Annotated in this window: 17 protein-coding genes and 1 pseudogene; 3 read left to right on the forward strand and 15 right to left on the reverse strand. The window is 37.4% G+C overall.

Features of this window, described 5'->3' with window-relative positions:
* Positions 1-19: 19 nt before the first annotated feature.
* The 6 genes and pseudogenes from IGJ03_RS06960 to tyrS form a co-directional block, all read right to left on the reverse strand.
* A complete protein-coding gene (locus IGJ03_RS06960) occupies positions 20-238 on the reverse strand; it encodes a YneF family protein (RefSeq protein ID WP_002357397.1) in 219 nt (72 codons plus the stop codon).
* 193 nt (positions 239-431) lie between these two features.
* Positions 432-1,325 carry a deoxyribonuclease IV gene (locus IGJ03_RS06965; RefSeq protein WP_104866541.1) on the reverse strand — a complete coding sequence of 298 codons (894 nt, stop codon included), beginning with the start codon at positions 1,323-1,325 and terminating at the stop codon, positions 432-434.
* A 10-nt stretch (positions 1,326-1,335) separates the two neighbouring features.
* The gene (locus tag IGJ03_RS06970; protein ID WP_104866540.1) at positions 1,336-1,803 is read right to left on the reverse strand and encodes a DUF1801 domain-containing protein; all 468 of its coding nucleotides are present in this window, start codon (positions 1,801-1,803) and stop codon (positions 1,336-1,338) included.
* Positions 1,803-2,465, reverse strand: coding sequence for a YdeI/OmpD-associated family protein (locus IGJ03_RS06975; RefSeq protein ID WP_375804637.1), 663 nt, complete (start codon positions 2,463-2,465; stop codon positions 1,803-1,805). The genes IGJ03_RS06970 and IGJ03_RS06975 overlap by 1 nt, the downstream gene beginning before the upstream one ends.
* Positions 2,462-2,642, reverse strand: a pseudogene (locus IGJ03_RS06980) (hypothetical protein). The gene IGJ03_RS06975 and the pseudogene IGJ03_RS06980 overlap by 4 nt, the downstream one beginning before the upstream one ends.
* Positions 2,643-2,646: 4 nt before the next feature.
* Positions 2,647-3,909 (reverse strand): tyrosine--tRNA ligase, encoded by a 1,263-nt coding sequence (gene tyrS / locus IGJ03_RS06985; protein ID WP_002357324.1) that lies wholly within the window; start codon positions 3,907-3,909, stop codon positions 2,647-2,649.
* 184 nt (positions 3,910-4,093) lie between these two features.
* Between tyrS and IGJ03_RS06990 the strand changes: the two genes are divergently transcribed.
* Positions 4,094-6,499, forward strand: a complete 2,406-nt coding sequence (locus tag IGJ03_RS06990; protein ID WP_375804636.1) for a transglycosylase domain-containing protein — start codon at positions 4,094-4,096, stop codon at positions 6,497-6,499.
* A gap of 104 nt (positions 6,500-6,603) precedes the next feature.
* Here the strand turns inward: IGJ03_RS06990 and ccpA are convergent, their stop codons facing one another.
* Entirely contained in the window at positions 6,604-7,605 is a 1,002-nt protein-coding gene (gene ccpA / locus IGJ03_RS06995; protein WP_002357319.1) for a catabolite control protein A, read from the reverse strand.
* A gap of 214 nt (positions 7,606-7,819) precedes the next feature.
* Here ccpA and IGJ03_RS07000 point away from each other — a divergent pair, with 214 nt between their 5' ends.
* Positions 7,820-8,923, forward strand: coding sequence for an aminopeptidase P family protein (locus IGJ03_RS07000; RefSeq protein WP_002379504.1), 1,104 nt, complete (start codon positions 7,820-7,822; stop codon positions 8,921-8,923).
* 120 nt (positions 8,924-9,043) lie between these two features.
* Here IGJ03_RS07000 and IGJ03_RS07005 read toward each other — a convergent pair whose 3' ends face one another.
* The 6 genes from IGJ03_RS07005 to hprK all read right to left on the reverse strand — a co-directional run bounded on the left by IGJ03_RS07005 (position 9,044) and on the right by hprK (position 14,041).
* Positions 9,044-9,631, reverse strand: coding sequence for a YtxH domain-containing protein (locus tag IGJ03_RS07005; protein ID WP_002381831.1), 588 nt, complete (start codon positions 9,629-9,631; stop codon positions 9,044-9,046).
* 15 nt (positions 9,632-9,646) lie between these two features.
* Entirely contained in the window at positions 9,647-10,078 is a 432-nt protein-coding gene (locus IGJ03_RS07010; protein WP_002357316.1) for a DUF948 domain-containing protein, read from the reverse strand.
* Between the two features lie 177 nt (positions 10,079-10,255).
* Positions 10,256-11,152 (reverse strand): UTP--glucose-1-phosphate uridylyltransferase GalU, encoded by an 897-nt coding sequence (gene galU, locus IGJ03_RS07015; protein WP_002357314.1) that lies wholly within the window; start codon positions 11,150-11,152, stop codon positions 10,256-10,258.
* Positions 11,153-11,163: 11 nt separating this feature from the next.
* A complete protein-coding gene (locus IGJ03_RS07020) occupies positions 11,164-12,186 on the reverse strand; it encodes an NAD(P)H-dependent glycerol-3-phosphate dehydrogenase (RefSeq protein ID WP_010777678.1) in 1,023 nt (340 codons plus the stop codon).
* A gap of 68 nt (positions 12,187-12,254) precedes the next feature.
* Positions 12,255-13,088, reverse strand: coding sequence for a prolipoprotein diacylglyceryl transferase (gene lgt, locus IGJ03_RS07025; RefSeq protein ID WP_002381830.1), 834 nt, complete (start codon positions 13,086-13,088; stop codon positions 12,255-12,257).
* 17 nt (positions 13,089-13,105) lie between these two features.
* The gene (gene hprK / locus IGJ03_RS07030) at positions 13,106-14,041 is read right to left on the reverse strand and encodes an HPr(Ser) kinase/phosphatase (RefSeq protein ID WP_002357309.1); all 936 of its coding nucleotides are present in this window, start codon (positions 14,039-14,041) and stop codon (positions 13,106-13,108) included.
* 209 nt (positions 14,042-14,250) lie between these two features.
* Between hprK and IGJ03_RS07035 the strand changes: the two genes are divergently transcribed.
* Positions 14,251-15,213, forward strand: a complete 963-nt coding sequence (locus IGJ03_RS07035) for a GIY-YIG nuclease family protein (protein ID WP_002365747.1) — start codon at positions 14,251-14,253, stop codon at positions 15,211-15,213.
* Between the two features lie 35 nt (positions 15,214-15,248).
* On the opposite strand, the gene IGJ03_RS07040 is transcribed toward IGJ03_RS07035, so the two are convergent.
* Together IGJ03_RS07040 and IGJ03_RS07045 are read right to left on the reverse strand one after the other, a co-directional pair.
* Positions 15,249-15,605, reverse strand: coding sequence for a phage holin family protein (locus IGJ03_RS07040; RefSeq protein WP_002357307.1), 357 nt, complete (start codon positions 15,603-15,605; stop codon positions 15,249-15,251).
* Entirely contained in the window at positions 15,605-15,928 is a 324-nt protein-coding gene (locus IGJ03_RS07045) for a PspC domain-containing protein (RefSeq protein ID WP_002357306.1), read from the reverse strand. Before IGJ03_RS07045 ends, IGJ03_RS07040 begins: the two co-directional genes overlap by 1 nt.
* Between the last annotated feature and the right edge of the window lie 52 nt (positions 15,929-15,980).

The following is a 15,980-nucleotide window of genomic DNA, read 5'->3' on the forward strand; positions in this document are numbered from 1 at the left end:
ATTACCTGAATAACCTTTACTATTTTCCTTGGTTTTTCATTTGTTGCATCATTTGTCTAACCTTTTTCTCTGACGGTTTTTGACCCATTGATGCCATCATCATGCGTAACATATCCTCATTAACGGGAGGATTTTTTTTGAAATAATCTTGCATATATTTGCGTGCAAGGAAAAAGCCCCCTGCAGCGCCTACTAATAAAGCGATTACTGCGATTAATACTACCCAACCTGTTGCCATTGAAACTCTCTCCTCTCCGTATAGTTTTGCTCTCAATGAATTATTTTACTAGAAATAGCAAAAAAAGAAAAGTTCTTTTTGCGGGATTTCTCTTAAATAATGAAAAAAGTCTGATTTTTTTGCAAAATAGTGATTAAAAGTCAAAAATATACGCTCTTAAATGTCAATAGGACCTTTAAGAGCGATTGTTGCTTTAGTTTTGTCCTTGAATTTTTTCTAATAATTCTGGATCAAATGTTTGATTTTTTAACATCGCAATTTCAAAGCCGTAAGGGGCCTTTTTATTTTTTTTGTCTTCTCCGACATAAGGTGTTTCTAAAATTTTTGGTAAAGCAGCTAATTTTCCATGGTGAACCACACCATTTAAAGCTTCAAAACCAATAGTGCCAAAGCCAATATTGGCATGACGATCTTTATGTGAGCCCATAGGATTTTTAGAATCATTCACATGAATAACTTTTAAACGATCCAATCCGATAATTTTATCAAATTCAACTAATACGCCATCAAAATCATCTTTTACATTATAACCTGCATCATTAATGTGGCAAGTATCCAGAGTGACAGAAAGTTTATCATTTAGCGTAACTCCGTCAATAATCGCAGCTAGTTCATCAAACGTACGGCCGATTTCGGTTCCTTTACCAGCCATTGTTTCTAAAGCGATTTGAGGGATTTGCTCTTTCCACAAGACTTCGTTTAGTCCTTTAACAATTTGTTTGATGCCGGCTTCTGGACCTGCACCAACATGCGCACCTGGGTGTAACGTGATTTGCGTTGCTCCCAACGCTTGTGCTCGCTCAATTTCTTGTCGCAAAAAGTCTACGGCAAAACCGAAATTTTCCGTTTTAATTGTATTACCTAAATTAATAATATACGGGGCATGAACGACGATATTACTTAAATTGTGTTCCTTCATAAAAGCTTGCCCAGCTTCAATATTCATTTCTTCAATCGGTTTCCGGCGCGTGTTTTGTGGCGCGCCTGTATAAATCATAAAGGTTGTTGAGCCATAGCTAGCCGCTTCCTCGGCAGAGCCTAATAGCATTTTCTTGCCACTCATACTAACGTGTGATCCTAATAACATGTGGTTCCTCCTAATAATTCTTCTTTTTCTTTTGGTGGTGTTGATACTGTTGCAGCCATTCTTCTAGCGTGATTTTTGTTACTAATTCGCCAATTAGTTCATAGGGTATTCGCTTAGGATTAGTGAAGCGAAGACAACTTTTCCCCATGTTTAGCTTTGTTGACACTTGTTCCTGATAGGCTTCTTGAAACCAACTTCGGACGGCTTCATTTCCCATTAATCCCATGTGATATAAAGCTACTTGCCTTTTAGTAGCGCCTAAGCTGATAAATGGTAACGGTTCATCCACACGGTTTAGATAGCCTTCTGGAAATACTGAAAGCGGCACAACAAAGGTTGGCATGCCATATTGCATCGTTAATTCAAATCCTGCTGGCAAATTTTGCGAAACGACATCTAATACTTGCTGATAAGCAATTCGCCATTTTGGTTCAACTGTTTCGATGTATGCTGTAACTGTTTCAATTGACTGCGCCATTATTTCTTCCTTTGCTGATAAAGAGCTTTGGTTTTATAGCCTTCTTTTAAAATGACTAACATTTCAGTTTGCCGCTTTTTCCGTGTCTCCGCTCGCTTTGCACTAAATACATACCGCGCCCACTCTTTTTGATAACCAGGCGTTAATGCAGCGAATGTCGCTGCAGCAGCTGGTTCTGTTTGTACCAACGCTTCAATTTCTGGTAAATATTGAACATAATCCCCAACAGCAGAACTGGTCTGATTCTTCGCTGGCTTTTTAAGAACATTCTTCATGCCGACAACCGTAAAAGTCTCATCTAAACTAACCATGCGATTAAATTTTAAGGTTGAGCCTTTAATATACCCATCTGCCTCGTTTACTTGTAATGTTGGAAAAATTTCATCTCGGTGGACAAAGGTTGGATACATTTTATTGCCTTTTTTCGGATAAGCCACATATAACAACCCATTTTCTACTAAATGTTGACCTTCAATCACCATTGAAACAATCTCTTGAAATTCCGCCATCGTTTTTACAAATGCAAAAATCAGCTCAACTCGTTCTGAGGGTAATTGCTGCGCGGCTGAAGCAAATTCAGATAGATACTCTGCCTGTGGTCTATTTAAAATAACTGGGTGCTGATACTTCGTTAAGTTTAACTTTTCGACAATTGATTTCATAACCTACTCCTTATAGCGACTGCACTTTTTATTCTAGCATAGCACAAGTTATCTGTAATTGAATATGCCCAATAGTAAAAAAGAGTTTTTTTGTAACAGAATTAATCCCAATTTATCTTTTTTAAAAACGAAAGCTTGGAACCTGTTGTCTAAACGACCTTCGTCCCAAGCTTTCATTTTTTTAGTATTTTAACAAGAAATATTTTTTCTTACCGCGACGAATCACAGTAAATTGCCCTTCGATTTTATCAGTTTCTGTCAATTCAGCTGCTAAATCTTGTCTACGTTCTCCATTGACGTAAATCGCTCCATTTTGAACATCTTCACGGGCTTGACGTTTGGATGGTTCTATTTTTGAGGTAACTAATAAGTCGACTAAACTTAATTGATCCTCTGGTTGCACCTCATACGTTGGTACATCTTTAAAGCCTTGTTTAATTTCTTCTGCTGTTAAGCTTTGGATATCCCCGCTGAATAAAGCTTCTGAAATTTTAACCGCTTGATGATAGGCTGCTTCACCGTGGACTAAAGTAGTAACTTCTTTGGCTAACGCTTTTTGCGCAGCACGTTGACCTGGGTTCGCTGTAAATTCTTCTTCAATTGTTGCAATTTCATCCAATGTTAAGAAAGTAAAGTATTTCAAGAACTTCACGACATCACGATCATCTGTGTTAATCCAGAATTGATAAAATTCATATGGCGAAGTTTTTTCCGCATCTAGCCAAACTGCGTTTCCTTCTGTTTTACCAAATTTGGTGCCATCTGCTTTTGTAATTAAAGGCATAGTTAAGCCAAATCCTTGAACTTCTTGTTCTCGGCGTAATAATTCAATCCCTGAAGTAATGTTCCCCCATTGATCACTGCCGCCTAATTGCAATAAACAGCCTTCTGTTTCGTACAATTTCAAGAAATCATACGCTTGTAATAATTGATACGCAAATTCAGTATAAGAAATTCCTGTTTCGATTCGGCGTTTCACGCTTTCTTTACTCATCATATAGTTAATTGTAAAGTTTTTTCCCACATCACGTAAGAAATCAATTAACGAAAGCTCTCCAAGCCAATCATAGTTATTTGCTAGAATCGCTGGATTTTTTTCATCTTCAAAATCGATAAAACGTGACAACTGACCTTTAATACTTTCAGACCAAGCTTTCACTGTATCAAGTGTGTTTAAACTACGTTCTGCATCTTTGAATGATGGATCACCAATCATGCCTGTTCCGCCACCAACTAAAGCAATGGGCACATGACCATTTTGTTGGAAACGACGTAACATAAGAATTGGCAGTAGATGCCCGATGTGTAAACTGTCTGCCGTTGGATCAAAGCCGATATATAATTTAACAGATTCTTCATTTAATTGTTTTTGTAAGGCTTCTTCATCTGTGACTTGGTAGACCAACCCACGGGCTTTTAATTCTTCAAAAAAAGCTGAATTCATGATTTTCCTCCTATAGTAAAACATAATAATAGATCAAATTCCCCTATTCATAGTAACCGATTCTGTCACACTTGAAAAGTCAAAAAATGAGATTTCCCTATTTTCTCTTAAGTTTTTTCAACAAAAAATGGCAATTGGTGTAGAAACTATTCATAGAAGCTTTTTTTTGCTATAATAACACAGAATGTATCATTTTATTGAGGTGAAGCTTTTGAAAAATAATTCAAGTAACAATAAGCAAAAACCAACGACCTCTTCTGGCGGCAATGTCTTTTTACTTATTTTAAATGTCATTATTCGCGTTTTTCAGTCATTAGTGGTTTTTGGGGTTATTCTGATTGTCTTAGGTGGCTCTCTTGGCTTAGGTATTGGAATGGGCTATTTTGCTTTTCTAGTTGAAGATACACAGCCCCCAACGAAGGAAGAATTGCAAAAAGAAATCAGTGATATTACCGAAGTGTCAAAAATGACTTACGCAGATGGTACTCCGATTGCTAACATCAAATCAGATTTAATTCGGACACGAATTAATGGCGATCAAATGTCTCCATTGCTAAAAAAAGCCATTATTTCAACAGAAGATGAATATTTTGAAGAACATCATGGGGTGGTACCAAAAGCGCTAGTTCGAGCGTTGATTTCTGATGCGACAGGTATCGGCGGTTCTTCTGGTGGTTCAACATTGACTCAGCAATTGGTCAAGCAACAGATTTTAACTGACGAAACGACTTTTAAACGGAAAGCCAACGAAATTTTATTAGCTTTACGTATTGAAAAATACTTTTCTAAGGACGAAATCGTGACAACTTATCTAAATGTCTCCCCTTTTGGTCGTAATAACAAAGGTGAAAATATTGCAGGCGTGGAAGAAGCAGCCAAAGGACTCTTTGGTAAAAGTGCCAAGGACTTGAATCTTCCTCAAGCGGCCTTTATCGCAGGACTTCCCCAAAGTCCCATTGTTTACACGCCCTATACTAACACTGGTGCCTTGAAAGACGATTTGTCTTTAGGAATGAAGAGAAAAGATTTTGTTCTTTTCAGTATGTACCGAGAAAAAGCAATTTCACAAAAGGAATATGAAGAAGCCAAAGCTTACGACTTGAAAAAAGACTTTTTACCAACTGAACAGGCCAATGTCAATACAGAAGGCTATCTATACTATACGGTGTTAGATAAAGCAGTTGAGATTGTCATGGATTTAGATATGAAAAAAGCTAAAGTTAATCGTGATGATTTAGATCAAGTTGGTTTAGATCAATATGAAGAACAAGCACGTCGCGAAATCCAGTCGCAAGGCTATACAATCCAATCGACCATTGATCAGAATATTTACAACACGATGCAAACCGCTGTCGCAAATTATGGTTATTTGCTTGATGATGGCACTGCAGATGTCAATGGGAATACAATGATTGAAACTGGCAATATTTTAATGGATAACGCTACTGGTCGTATCCTCGGTTTTATCGGCGGTAGAAACTTCGATATTAATCAAAACAACCATGCCTTTAATGCCAATCGTCAAGTTGGTTCTACGATTAAACCAATTTCTGTCTATGGTCCTGCGATTGATCAAGGAATCATTGGTTCTGAAAGTCGTCTGGCCAACTACCCAACGACTTATGCTGATGGTACAGAATTTGTTAATTCCACAAATGTGGATTTAAATCAATTCGTGACTGTTCGAAATGCCTTGAATTGGTCTTTCAATATCCCTGTCGTTCATGTTAATAATGAGCTAAGGAAAAAAATGGGTGATGATAATTTCTCTTACAATCACTACTTAAGTAAAATGAACTATCCAGCTTCAGATGCTTGGGCTTACGAATCTGCGCCATTGGGTTCAGTAGAAACAAATGTTGTAACACAAACAAACGGCTTCCAAGCGCTTGCTAACAAAGGTAAATATCAAAAAGCCTACATGATTGAAAAAATCACAGACAATAGCGGACATGTGGTCTACGAACACAAAGATGAAGGAACGCAAGTTTATTCACCGGCGACCGCTTCTATTATGAATGACTTGTTGCGCTCAGTGGTGGATTCTGCGAATACGACAAAATTCAAACCAACATTAGCTGGCTTGAATCCTCATTTAGCCAGTGCTGATTGGGTCGGAAAAACTGGGACAACTAATGACTATAAAGATTCATGGCTGATTGTCTCTACCCCGACTGTGACACTAAGTTCTTGGTCAGGACATGATCTACCAGCGCCAATGACGACGACCAGCGGCGACAATAACGGGAATTATATGGCGAACTTAGCCAACGCGCTGTACTATGCGAATCCAGAATTGTTTGGCATTGGTCAAAAATTTGAATTAGATCCAAGCGTTATTAAATCAAAAGTTTCTGAATTTACTGGTGAAAAACCTGGCTCAATTACCTATAATGGTGCCAAGTTCAACACACCTGGCAAAACAACGACTTCATACTATGCCAAAGATGGTGCACCACAAAGTACCTATAAATTTGGGATCGGTGGAACAGACAGCAATTACGCTTCTTACTGGGGAACTCTTGCTCCACGTGCCACTACAAATAATAACAACAATAAAAACAACGATAATAAAAAGAACAATAATTAACTCGCTAAAATGAGCCAGAAAAATACGTTTTCTGGCTCATTTTTAGGTATCAAAAAACGGCTAAACTAAGAGTTAACGCTCTTAGTTTAGCCGTTTAATTCAATTTATTTTGTTGAACCTTTTTGATCAATTCCATAAGGTAAAACAACTGTTTTTTCTTCAATTTCTTCTTTGTTCATTAGTTTTGTTAATAAGCGCATTGACACGGCACCGATATCATATAAAGGTTGTGTAATACTTGATAGACGTGGACGAGAGACTTCTGTAAGCAATGAGTTATTGCTTGTAATGATTTCAAATTCTTCTGGAACTTTCACACCAGCATCTAGCATCCCATCTAATAAACCAATCGCTAGCTCATCATCTGTAACAAAGGCAGCAGTTGCCCCACTATTACGGACACGCTCAGCCAAATTAATCCCTGCTTTAAATTTATATTCAGATTCAAAAACTAAGCCTTCATTATAAGACAAGCCATTTTCCGCTAAAGCTTCTTTGTAGCCTTTCATTCGGTTTTGACCATTAATTGGATCGATTAATGCACCACTAACAAAAGCAATTTTTTTGTTCCCATTTTTCGCTAAAGTCGCTGTTGCATCTTTCGTTGCTTCTGTGTAATCAATATTAACGCTACCAACTTGTTCGTCTGGATCAATTGAACCTGCTAAGACAACAGGTGTTTTTGAACGTGAAAATTCACCACGAATATCATCTGTAATACGATGACCCATAAAGATAATCCCATCTACTTGCTTGGCAAGTAAATTGTTTAATACAGTAACTTCTTTTTGATCGTCTCCATCTGAATTAGCTAAAATGATATTATATTTATACATTGTAGCCACGTCGTCAATGCCACGTGCTAATGAAGCAAAAAATGCATTACTAACATCTGGAATAATGACACCCACTGTTGTCGTTTTTTTACTTGCTAAACCACGTGCGACTGCGTTAGGACGGTAATCTAAGCGATCAATCACTTCTAAGACTTTTTTACGCGTTGCTGGTTTTACATTGGGATTACCATTGACAACACGAGAAACAGTAGCCATAGATACATTTGCCTCTCTAGCAACATCATAAATTGTAATTGTTTGTTTTTCCATGTTTCTTCTCCTATAAATATGAATTTGTTCTCATTTTCTGAAAACACTGTTTACATTTCTTTCCTAGCCTAGAATATCAAAATTCTTCTATTTTTGCAACCGTTTTATCGTTTTTTCATGAAAATTTACTTTCCATTTCAAAAGGAACTTTTTGTCATTTCATGTTATGATAGTACTGTGATTCACTTCAGAATAAAAGAAAGAAGGATGTTTTATGAATCAAGAAAAAATTGCCGATTTAAAAAATTGGATGCACCAAGAAAAGATTGACTTCACTTATATTAGTGATCCTGGTCATATCGCTTACTTTTCTGGTTACGAAAGCGAACCTCATGAACGCGTGTTAGCTTTGTTTATCGCTGCGGACGACCAATCATTTTTATTTACACCTGCATTAGAAGTCGAAGATGCCGAAAAGAGTAGTTGGACTTATCCCGTTTATGGTTATTTAGATAGCGAAAATCCTTGGGAAAAAATTGCGGCTTTATTAAATAAACGGACACAAGGCACGCCACGCTTTGCTTTAGAAAAACAAGCTCTTTCTTTAGCTCGTTTTGATCAATTGAAAACCTATTTTCCAGCTAGCGATTTTTCGCATGATGTTACGCCTTTAATTGAAAAACTTCAATTAATTAAAACAGAACCTGAAATTCAACGTTTACTAGAAGCTGGTAGTTGGGCTGATGTCGCTTTTGAGATTGGCTTCAAAGCAATTCAAGCAGGCGTTGCGGAACAAGAAATTGTTGCAGAAATCGAGTATCAATTAAAACGTCAAGGTATTCGCTCAATGAGTTTTGATACGTTAGTCTTAACAGGAAAAAACGGAGCTAGTCCTCACGGGGTACCTGGCGAAACAAAAATTGAGCCCCATGACTTAGTGTTATTTGATTTAGGTGTCGTTCATAATGGCTATTGCAGTGATGCCACACGAACAGTCAGCTACTTGGAACCTTCTGATTTCCAAAAAGAAATTTATGGAATTGTTTTAGAAGCACAATTAGCAGCAACTGAAGCGGTGAAACCTGGTGTTACAGCAGGCGAATTAGATGATATTGCTCGAGGTGTAATCACAAAAGCTGGTTATGGTGAATACTTTAACCATCGCTTAGGCCATGGCATTGGAACCACTGTCCATGAATACCCATCGCTGGTTCATGGCAATGATTTAGTCATTGAAGAAGGTATGTGTTTCTCTATTGAGCCCGGTATTTACATTCCTGGAAAAGTAGGCGTTCGTATTGAAGATTGTTTACACGTAACGAAAACAGGCTCCGAACCATTCACTAAGACAACCAAAGAATTGCAAATTATTGAATAGCATAAAAATAAAATGAGGCCATCAGTCAACCGGACTGATGGCCTCATTTCTAAATTTTAAGGTAAGCCGCTGAACAAAAGCAACACGATCCGTTGCTAACTTTCATAAGCTAAACGCTTGTTACCCTTTAAATTCTTTTTTTACGTCTTTCGCTGCATCTTTAACATCTTCTTTTGCTTCTGCAGCTTTTTCAGGAACATCTTTGGTGGTTTCTTTTGCTTCATCGACACCAGCAGAAACAGTTTCTTTGGCCGCTGCCGCAGAATCTTTAACGTCAATATAGATATCTTCTGCTGCATCTTCGGCAATTTCACCTAAATCTTCTGCGTGATCTTGAGCATCGTCAGCTGCTTTTTTAAATTGATCAGATAAATCACCTGTTTGTTTTTTAAAGTTATCAAGCATGTCGCCAGAAACACCTTGTGCTTTATCCAATGAATCTTTTGTTTTTTCTTTGACAGAACCTGCCAAATCAGAGGCTTGATCTGATAAAACGCCGGCTTTTTGTTTTGCGATTTCTGTTAATTCTGTTCCTTTTTGAACAGCATAATCTGTGTAATCTTGCGCTTTGTTTTTTAAATCATCTGTTTGATTTGATAAATCATCACGTAATTCTTTACCTGATTTTGGTGCAAGTAATAATGCGGCAACGGCTGCTGCTGTTCCACCAATTACTGCTCCTAAGAAAAATCCGCCTTTTTTAGCCATAAAAATCTCCTCCAATTAGTTATTTGTTTTTTTATTTTTTGAACGCATTGCTCTAAAAGCAGAACCGCCTACTTTACTCACTAAACCAGCTTTCGCTGTGCCTTTCCCTACGGTTCCTACCTTTGTAATCAAATGTTTACTTGAGGTGTTCAATTCAGAGACACTTTCGCTTAAATCAGCAACGGCCGTAAACAACGGATCAATCGTTGCCACTTTTTGATTCACATCTGTCAATAGTTCATTACTTTTAACAAGCAAGCCTTCCACTTGGCGACTCAATACATTCACATCGCTAGTCACGACTTTGATTGTTGTATTTGTTTCATCAATTGTATCTTCAATTTTTGAAACAACTTGAGAAACTTTATATAACACAAGTACTAAAAAGATGACTAAAACAACAAATGCTACCGCTGCAATTAAGGCAGCAATTTCCCCACCTGACATATCATTACTCCCCTCTGAAATTTTATTTATAATCTTAGGATAACACCAACTTATATTTTTCACAACTCATAAAGCTAAGAATGCCAATTTATTTTATAAAATTCTCATGCCCTTTTCTTTAAGAAAATAAGCGTAAAATTTCCTTCTAACGAATTGAAATTTTACGCTTATTTTTATTTATTTTTCTTTTGGTTGCTCTTTTTTCGCTAATTGAGCACCTAAATTAATAATGTATTCTCGTAAATTATCTTTTACTTCTGGATGAGTCAAACCATATTCAATGCTTGTTTTCATAAACCCAAATTTATCGCCAACGTCGTAACGTTCTCCTTTAAACTCACGAGCAAAAACGCGTTGTGTTTTATTTAAAGTGTCAATCGCATCTGTTAACTGAATTTCGTTACCAGCTCCTGGTTTTTGATTTTCAAGTACATCAAAAATTTCAGGGGTTAATAAATAACGGCCGATAATCGCTAAATCACTTGGTGCTTCCTCGGGTTTTGGTTTTTCAACAAAATTCTCGACATTGTATAGTCCTTTTTCGATTTCTTTTTCTGGGTTGATAATACCATATTTTGAAGTATCTTCATGGGGTACTTTCATTACCGCAATTGTCGAAGCATGTGTTTGTTCGTAATCATCCATTAATTGTTTCGTTAATGGCACTTTATCTTCCATTAAATCGTCGCCTAACATCACGACAAAAGGTTCATTGCCAACAAATGCTTTCGCTTGTAAAACAGCGTGTCCTAAGCCTTTCGGATGGGATTGACGAATAAAATGTAAATTAACATCCGTTGTTTCTTCGACTAATTTCAATAAATCGGTTTTATTTTTTTCTTTTAAGTTATTTTCTAGTTCAACATTTGAATCGAAATGATCTTCAATCGGACGTTTGGCTTTGCCTGTCACAATTAAAATATCTTCGATTCCTGAAGCTAGTGCTTCTTCTACAATAAATTGAATCGTTGGTTTATCAACAATCGGCAACATTTCTTTTGCCATCGCTTTAGTAGCCGGCAAGAAACGTGTTCCTAACCCAGCTGCTGGAATAACTGCCTTTTTAACTTTCATCTTTTTTCCTCCTAAAAATCAAGTGTAAATTCGTTTTCGGTTTTGCCATCGCGCAACATGATTTCTTTTGCTGCTTGTTGTACATCTTCGTCATTGTACAAGACATTGTAGATTGTTTCTGTGATTGGCATTTCGACTTCTAATTGTTGTGCCAATTCATAGGCTGCTTTAGTTGTTGAAACACCTTCCACAATCATGCCCATGTTTTCTAAGACTTCATCTAACTTATGGCCTTTTCCTAATAAATTACCCGCACGCCAATTTCGAGAATGGACACTTGTACAAGTAACAATTAAATCCCCAACACCACTTAAACCAATAAATGTTAATGGGTTTGCTCCCATCGCAACCCCTAAACGACTAATTTCTGCTAAACCACGAGTCATAATTGCCGCTTTGGCATTATCACCAAAGCCTAAGCCATGAATCGCTCCGGCGCCCAAAGCAATAATATTTTTTAAGGCCGCCCCTGTTTCTACACCAATCACATCATCATTCGTATAAATTCTAAAGTAATCATTCATAAACAACTCTTGCACATACACAGCGTCTGCTAAATTTTCGCTTGCTGCTGTAATGGTTGTAATGTCATGAACAGCGACTTCTTCTGCATGGCTTGGACCAGATAAAACCACAATCCCTTGCCGTTTTTCTGCTGGAATCTCTTCCGCTATCACTTCTGAAATCCGCTTATGTGTAACTTGTTCGAGCCCTTTACTTGCATGAATAATAATTGGTTTTGTTTTTAAATGTTGGGCCACTTCTTGTGCTACTGAACGAATGGCTTTAGTTGGTACCACAAACAGTACCGCATCCACATCTACTAAAGCAGTAGCTAAATCAGTGGTTGCCTGAATTGAAGTAGGTAAGATTAATTCTGGTAAATAATGTTTGTTGGTATGTTTTGTATTTATTTCATCGATTTGCTCTGGTTTATTTCCCCAAATACAGACCTCGTGTCCATTTTCGGCTAATACTTGAGCTAAAGCTGTCCCCCAGGAACCTGGACCTAAAACAGCGACTTTTTGTTTCATCGGTGAAACTCTCCTTTCGCTAAACAACGTTACTTCTTTAGTTTACCATATTCTTCGATCAAGTTGGATTAAGAAGTTGTTATTTTTTTCTTTTGTTTCTCCCGATTGTAAAATTTCAAATTGGGATTTCTTCTACGAACGATCACAATAACAATTGCTGCCACGAACATCACTAAAGACAACAATTGTGAGACACGAATGTTACTAAACGCATACAAACTGTCCATCCGTAACCCTTCGATGAAGAAGCGGCCGAAAGAATACCATATTATATAACCTAAAAAGACTTCGCCTTCTTTTAAAAAGTGTGGCTTTTTGCGTAATAACACTAAAACGATAAACCCTAAAACATTCCAGACAGATTCATATAAAAATGTTGGTTGATGATACGTTCCGTTGATATTCATGTTATCAATGATAAACGTTGGTAAATGGAGATTTTCTAAAAATTGTCTGGTGGTCGCTGGCCCATAGGCTTCATGATTCATAAAGTTGCCCCAGCGACCAATTGCTTGCGCTAAAATCACACTTGGTGCGGCAATATCTAAAAAAGTCCATGTAGAAATGAAACGATGACGCGTAAAGAAAAACAGCGCCAGTCCCCCACCAATAAGACCACCATAAATCGCTAAGCCACCATTTCGAGTAAAGAAAATTTCAATCGGATTGTCTACATAATCTTGCCATTGAAAAGCGACGTAATACAAGCGCGCGCCAACAATTGCTGCAGGTAATCCCCAGAGCATAAAGTCAAAGACATCATCTTCTTTTAAACCAACACGAACGGCTTCACGACTACTTAGCCAAACAGCTAAAGCAATCCCTGAAACAATAATAATTGCATACCAATAGACGGGAATACCGAAAAGGCGAAATGCAATTGAATTTACTTGAGCTAACATCATCACATCTTCTCCTTCTATTCTCCTGAATTTTCTTCAATCAAACGGGTTAAGCGCTCTTCGAACGTTTTTGTTGCATCATAGCCCATTGTTTTCGCGCGGAAGTTCATTGCTGCTACTTCAATGATAATGGCCACATTTCGGCCGGTCTTAACAGGAATACGAATCTGAGGGACATCAACGTTAGCTATTTCAACCATTGCATCATCACTACCAAGACGATCATATTTCTTGTCTTTTTCCCATGCCTCTAAATAAACGACCAATTGAACTTGCATAAAGCCACGGACCGCACTAGCTCCAAACAGGTTCATGACGTCAATAATCCCGATACCACGAATTTCAATTAAATGCTGCAAAATTTTTGGTGGCTCTCCCACCACGGTTAATTCATCTTGCTGATAAACATCGACACGATCGTCTGCGATTAGCCGATGTCCACGCTTAATAAGCTCTAAAGCTGTTTCACTTTTACCAATACCGCTATCTCCTTGAATCAAAACACCAAGTCCATAAACATCAACTAAAACCCCATGGACACTTGTCCGAACAGCTAAACGGCCATCTAAATAACTGGATAGTTCCCCTAGTAAACGGGAAGTTGAAATCGGTGAACGTAATACAGAAACGCCATTTTCTTTTGCTGCTGTAATTAATTCTTCGGGGATTTCTAGTCCTCTGGATACTATAAAGGCTGGAGTATCTTTCGCACATAAACGGCGCATCACTAATAAACGCTCTTCAGGCATCATTCGTTCCGCAAAGGTAATTTCTTTGCTCCCAAATAATTGTAAACGGTCATGGGAATAATAATTAAAATACCCAGTTAATTCTAAACCTGGCCGGGAAATTTCACCAGTTTTAATTGTTCTATTTAAGCTTTCTTCATCTCCGTATACTACTTCTAAAGAAAGATTTTCTACCAGTTGATAAATCTTTACCACTTCTGTCATATCGAATGTCAGTCCTTTCTGCTACTTGTTATATTTTATCATTTAAAAATACAAGTTTCTAGCTATTCACTAGATAATTCCTAGAATTATCATATTTCAAAAAAATGAAACTATTTTTCAGTGAAATTACCTATGCTATTTCTGTCACTTGACTATTTCAGAAAACTTTGTATACTTGAAGCCGATCCTTTTAAGAAAAGAGGAAACTTATGAAAGAATATTTAAAGGAAAAAGCCCATCAATTACCGTTAACACCGGGTGTTTATTTAATGAAAGACGCAACCGACACAATTATTTATGTGGGTAAAGCCAAAAAATTAAAAAATCGCGTGTCGAGCTATTTTATTAATAGTAATCAACATTCTCGAAAGACGATGCGTTTAGTCAAACAAATTATAGACTTCGATGTTCTCCATACTGACACAGAATTGGATGCGCTCCTTCTAGAATGTCAACTGATTCAACAGTATCGGCCGCGCTACAATCGCCAAATGAATGCTTATGAACAATATTCTTATGTATCGGTAGCCGTTAATGAGCGGCAATTAGAGATTAAACTCTTAAATATTCCCACTAAAGAGAACTGTTTTGGTCCTTATTCGATTCGCCGAAAATTAAACCGTTTAAAAATAATTTTGGATAGTATCTACGATCTCGTCCCAACCAACTATTGGCATCAAACCTTTCAAAAAGAGAGTGCCATTCCGACCGAACTATTTCAACAAGAATTGTTCGACTTTTTCCATAATCAAGGACGAGAACCAATCAAACGAATTGCTCAACAAATGCAAGAAGCTGCTGAAAAACAAGCCTTCGAAAAAGCGGCAAAACTCAAAGAAGATTGGCTCTTTTTGACGCGCTTTGCAAACCAAAATCAACGAATTAGTCAAGCTAACCAACGAGATTGGCAACTGATGTGGTTACCTTGTCAGAAAAAAATTAAATACTATTTAATTTACCAAGGCTTGGTGGTAGCAACACGTGTTGTAACTAAACAAACGTTTCAAAAATATTCACCGCTTGAACTAGCAAAAAAAATCATGCCCAAAAAACCACCGAAAACAATTGAGCATTACTCGAAGCAACAAGTTGATTTTTTAAACATTTTATATGGCTATATCAGCCGCCATCCAGAATGTCACCTAGAAAATTTAACCATCGAAAAAGCCTGAAGAACGCATTTTATGCTACGTTCTTCAGGCTTTTTTTATTCATATTTAGATAAATTGTGATCCGTAACGATCGTATTGACAATTGACATAATTACAGCCATTAGCACCGCTGCCCAAAAACTTGAGAAGCCAAAGTTCATTTCCCCCACAAAAAACGAGGTCATTTGTAAAATCGCTGCATTGACGACAAAGCTAAATAGACCAAACGTTAATAAAGTAAATGGGAGCGACAAGATTGTTAAGACTGGTTTCACCAACATATTTAGGATTGAGAGAACAAAGGCGGCAATAATTGCAGGCATTATGCCTCTCACATGAATCATGCCAGGAAAAACAACTGATAAAGAAATGAATGTCAGTGTATTAACAACCAATCGCTGAAAATATGTCATTAAAAGTCACTCCATTCGTCATCATCAATTTTTTCCGCTTCTTTACGTTGCTTTTTATTGGCAGCATAAGGATTTTCATTGCGAACATTTCTATTATAAGGATTTTGATGGCCGTAGCCGCGATCGCTTCCTGTTCTTCCAGAAGGGATCAAGACTGCTAAGGCAATGTATAAGAGAATGCCTGGAAATCCTGCTGAGAAAAAGCTGAGCAAGACATAAACGACACGAATAATTGTTGGGTCAATTCCTAGCCAATCAGCAATCCCAGCTAAGCTTCCTGTTAAAACCACGTTATTCGGAGATTTTGTTAGTTTTCTTTTCATATGTTTTCACCTCGTCTACTAAATTCTACACTAGAAAGGCTGATTCGTCAGC

It is taken from the genome of Enterococcus sp. DIV1315a, assembly GCF_051712325.1.
GTDB classification, from domain to species: Bacteria; Bacillota; Bacilli; order Lactobacillales; family Enterococcaceae; genus Enterococcus; species Enterococcus faecalis.

Coding starts and splice junctions, on each gene's coding strand:
- IGJ03_RS06960 (WP_002357397.1), bottom strand. CDS start 238: ATGGCAACAGGTTGGGTAGTATTAATCGCAGTAATCGCTTTATTAGTA.
- IGJ03_RS06965 (WP_104866541.1), bottom strand. CDS start 1,325: ATGTTATTAGGATCACACGTTAGTATGAGTGGCAAGAAAATGCTATTA.
- IGJ03_RS06970 (WP_104866540.1), bottom strand. CDS start 1,803: ATGGCGCAGTCAATTGAAACAGTTACAGCATACATCGAAACAGTTGAA.
- IGJ03_RS06975 (WP_375804637.1), bottom strand. CDS start 2,465: ATGAAATCAATTGTCGAAAAGTTAAACTTAACGAAGTATCAGCACCCA.
- tyrS (WP_002357324.1), bottom strand. CDS start 3,909: ATGAATTCAGCTTTTTTTGAAGAATTAAAAGCCCGTGGGTTGGTCTAC.
- IGJ03_RS06990 (WP_375804636.1), top strand. CDS start 4,094: ATGTATCATTTTATTGAGGTGAAGCTTTTGAAAAATAATTCAAGTAAC.
- ccpA (WP_002357319.1), bottom strand. CDS start 7,605: ATGGAAAAACAAACAATTACAATTTATGATGTTGCTAGAGAGGCAAAT.
- IGJ03_RS07000 (WP_002379504.1), top strand. CDS start 7,820: ATGAATCAAGAAAAAATTGCCGATTTAAAAAATTGGATGCACCAAGAA.
- IGJ03_RS07005 (WP_002381831.1), bottom strand. CDS start 9,631: ATGGCTAAAAAAGGCGGATTTTTCTTAGGAGCAGTAATTGGTGGAACA.
- IGJ03_RS07010 (WP_002357316.1), bottom strand. CDS start 10,078: ATGTCAGGTGGGGAAATTGCTGCCTTAATTGCAGCGGTAGCATTTGTT.
- galU (WP_002357314.1), bottom strand. CDS start 11,152: ATGAAAGTTAAAAAGGCAGTTATTCCAGCAGCTGGGTTAGGAACACGT.
- IGJ03_RS07020 (WP_010777678.1), bottom strand. CDS start 12,186: ATGAAACAAAAAGTCGCTGTTTTAGGTCCAGGTTCCTGGGGGACAGCT.
- lgt (WP_002381830.1), bottom strand. CDS start 13,088: ATGTTAGCTCAAGTAAATTCAATTGCATTTCGCCTTTTCGGTATTCCC.
- hprK (WP_002357309.1), bottom strand. CDS start 14,041: ATGACAGAAGTGGTAAAGATTTATCAACTGGTAGAAAATCTTTCTTTA.
- IGJ03_RS07035 (WP_002365747.1), top strand. CDS start 14,251: ATGAAAGAATATTTAAAGGAAAAAGCCCATCAATTACCGTTAACACCG.
- IGJ03_RS07040 (WP_002357307.1), bottom strand. CDS start 15,605: ATGACATATTTTCAGCGATTGGTTGTTAATACACTGACATTCATTTCT.
- IGJ03_RS07045 (WP_002357306.1), bottom strand. CDS start 15,928: ATGAAAAGAAAACTAACAAAATCTCCGAATAACGTGGTTTTAACAGGA.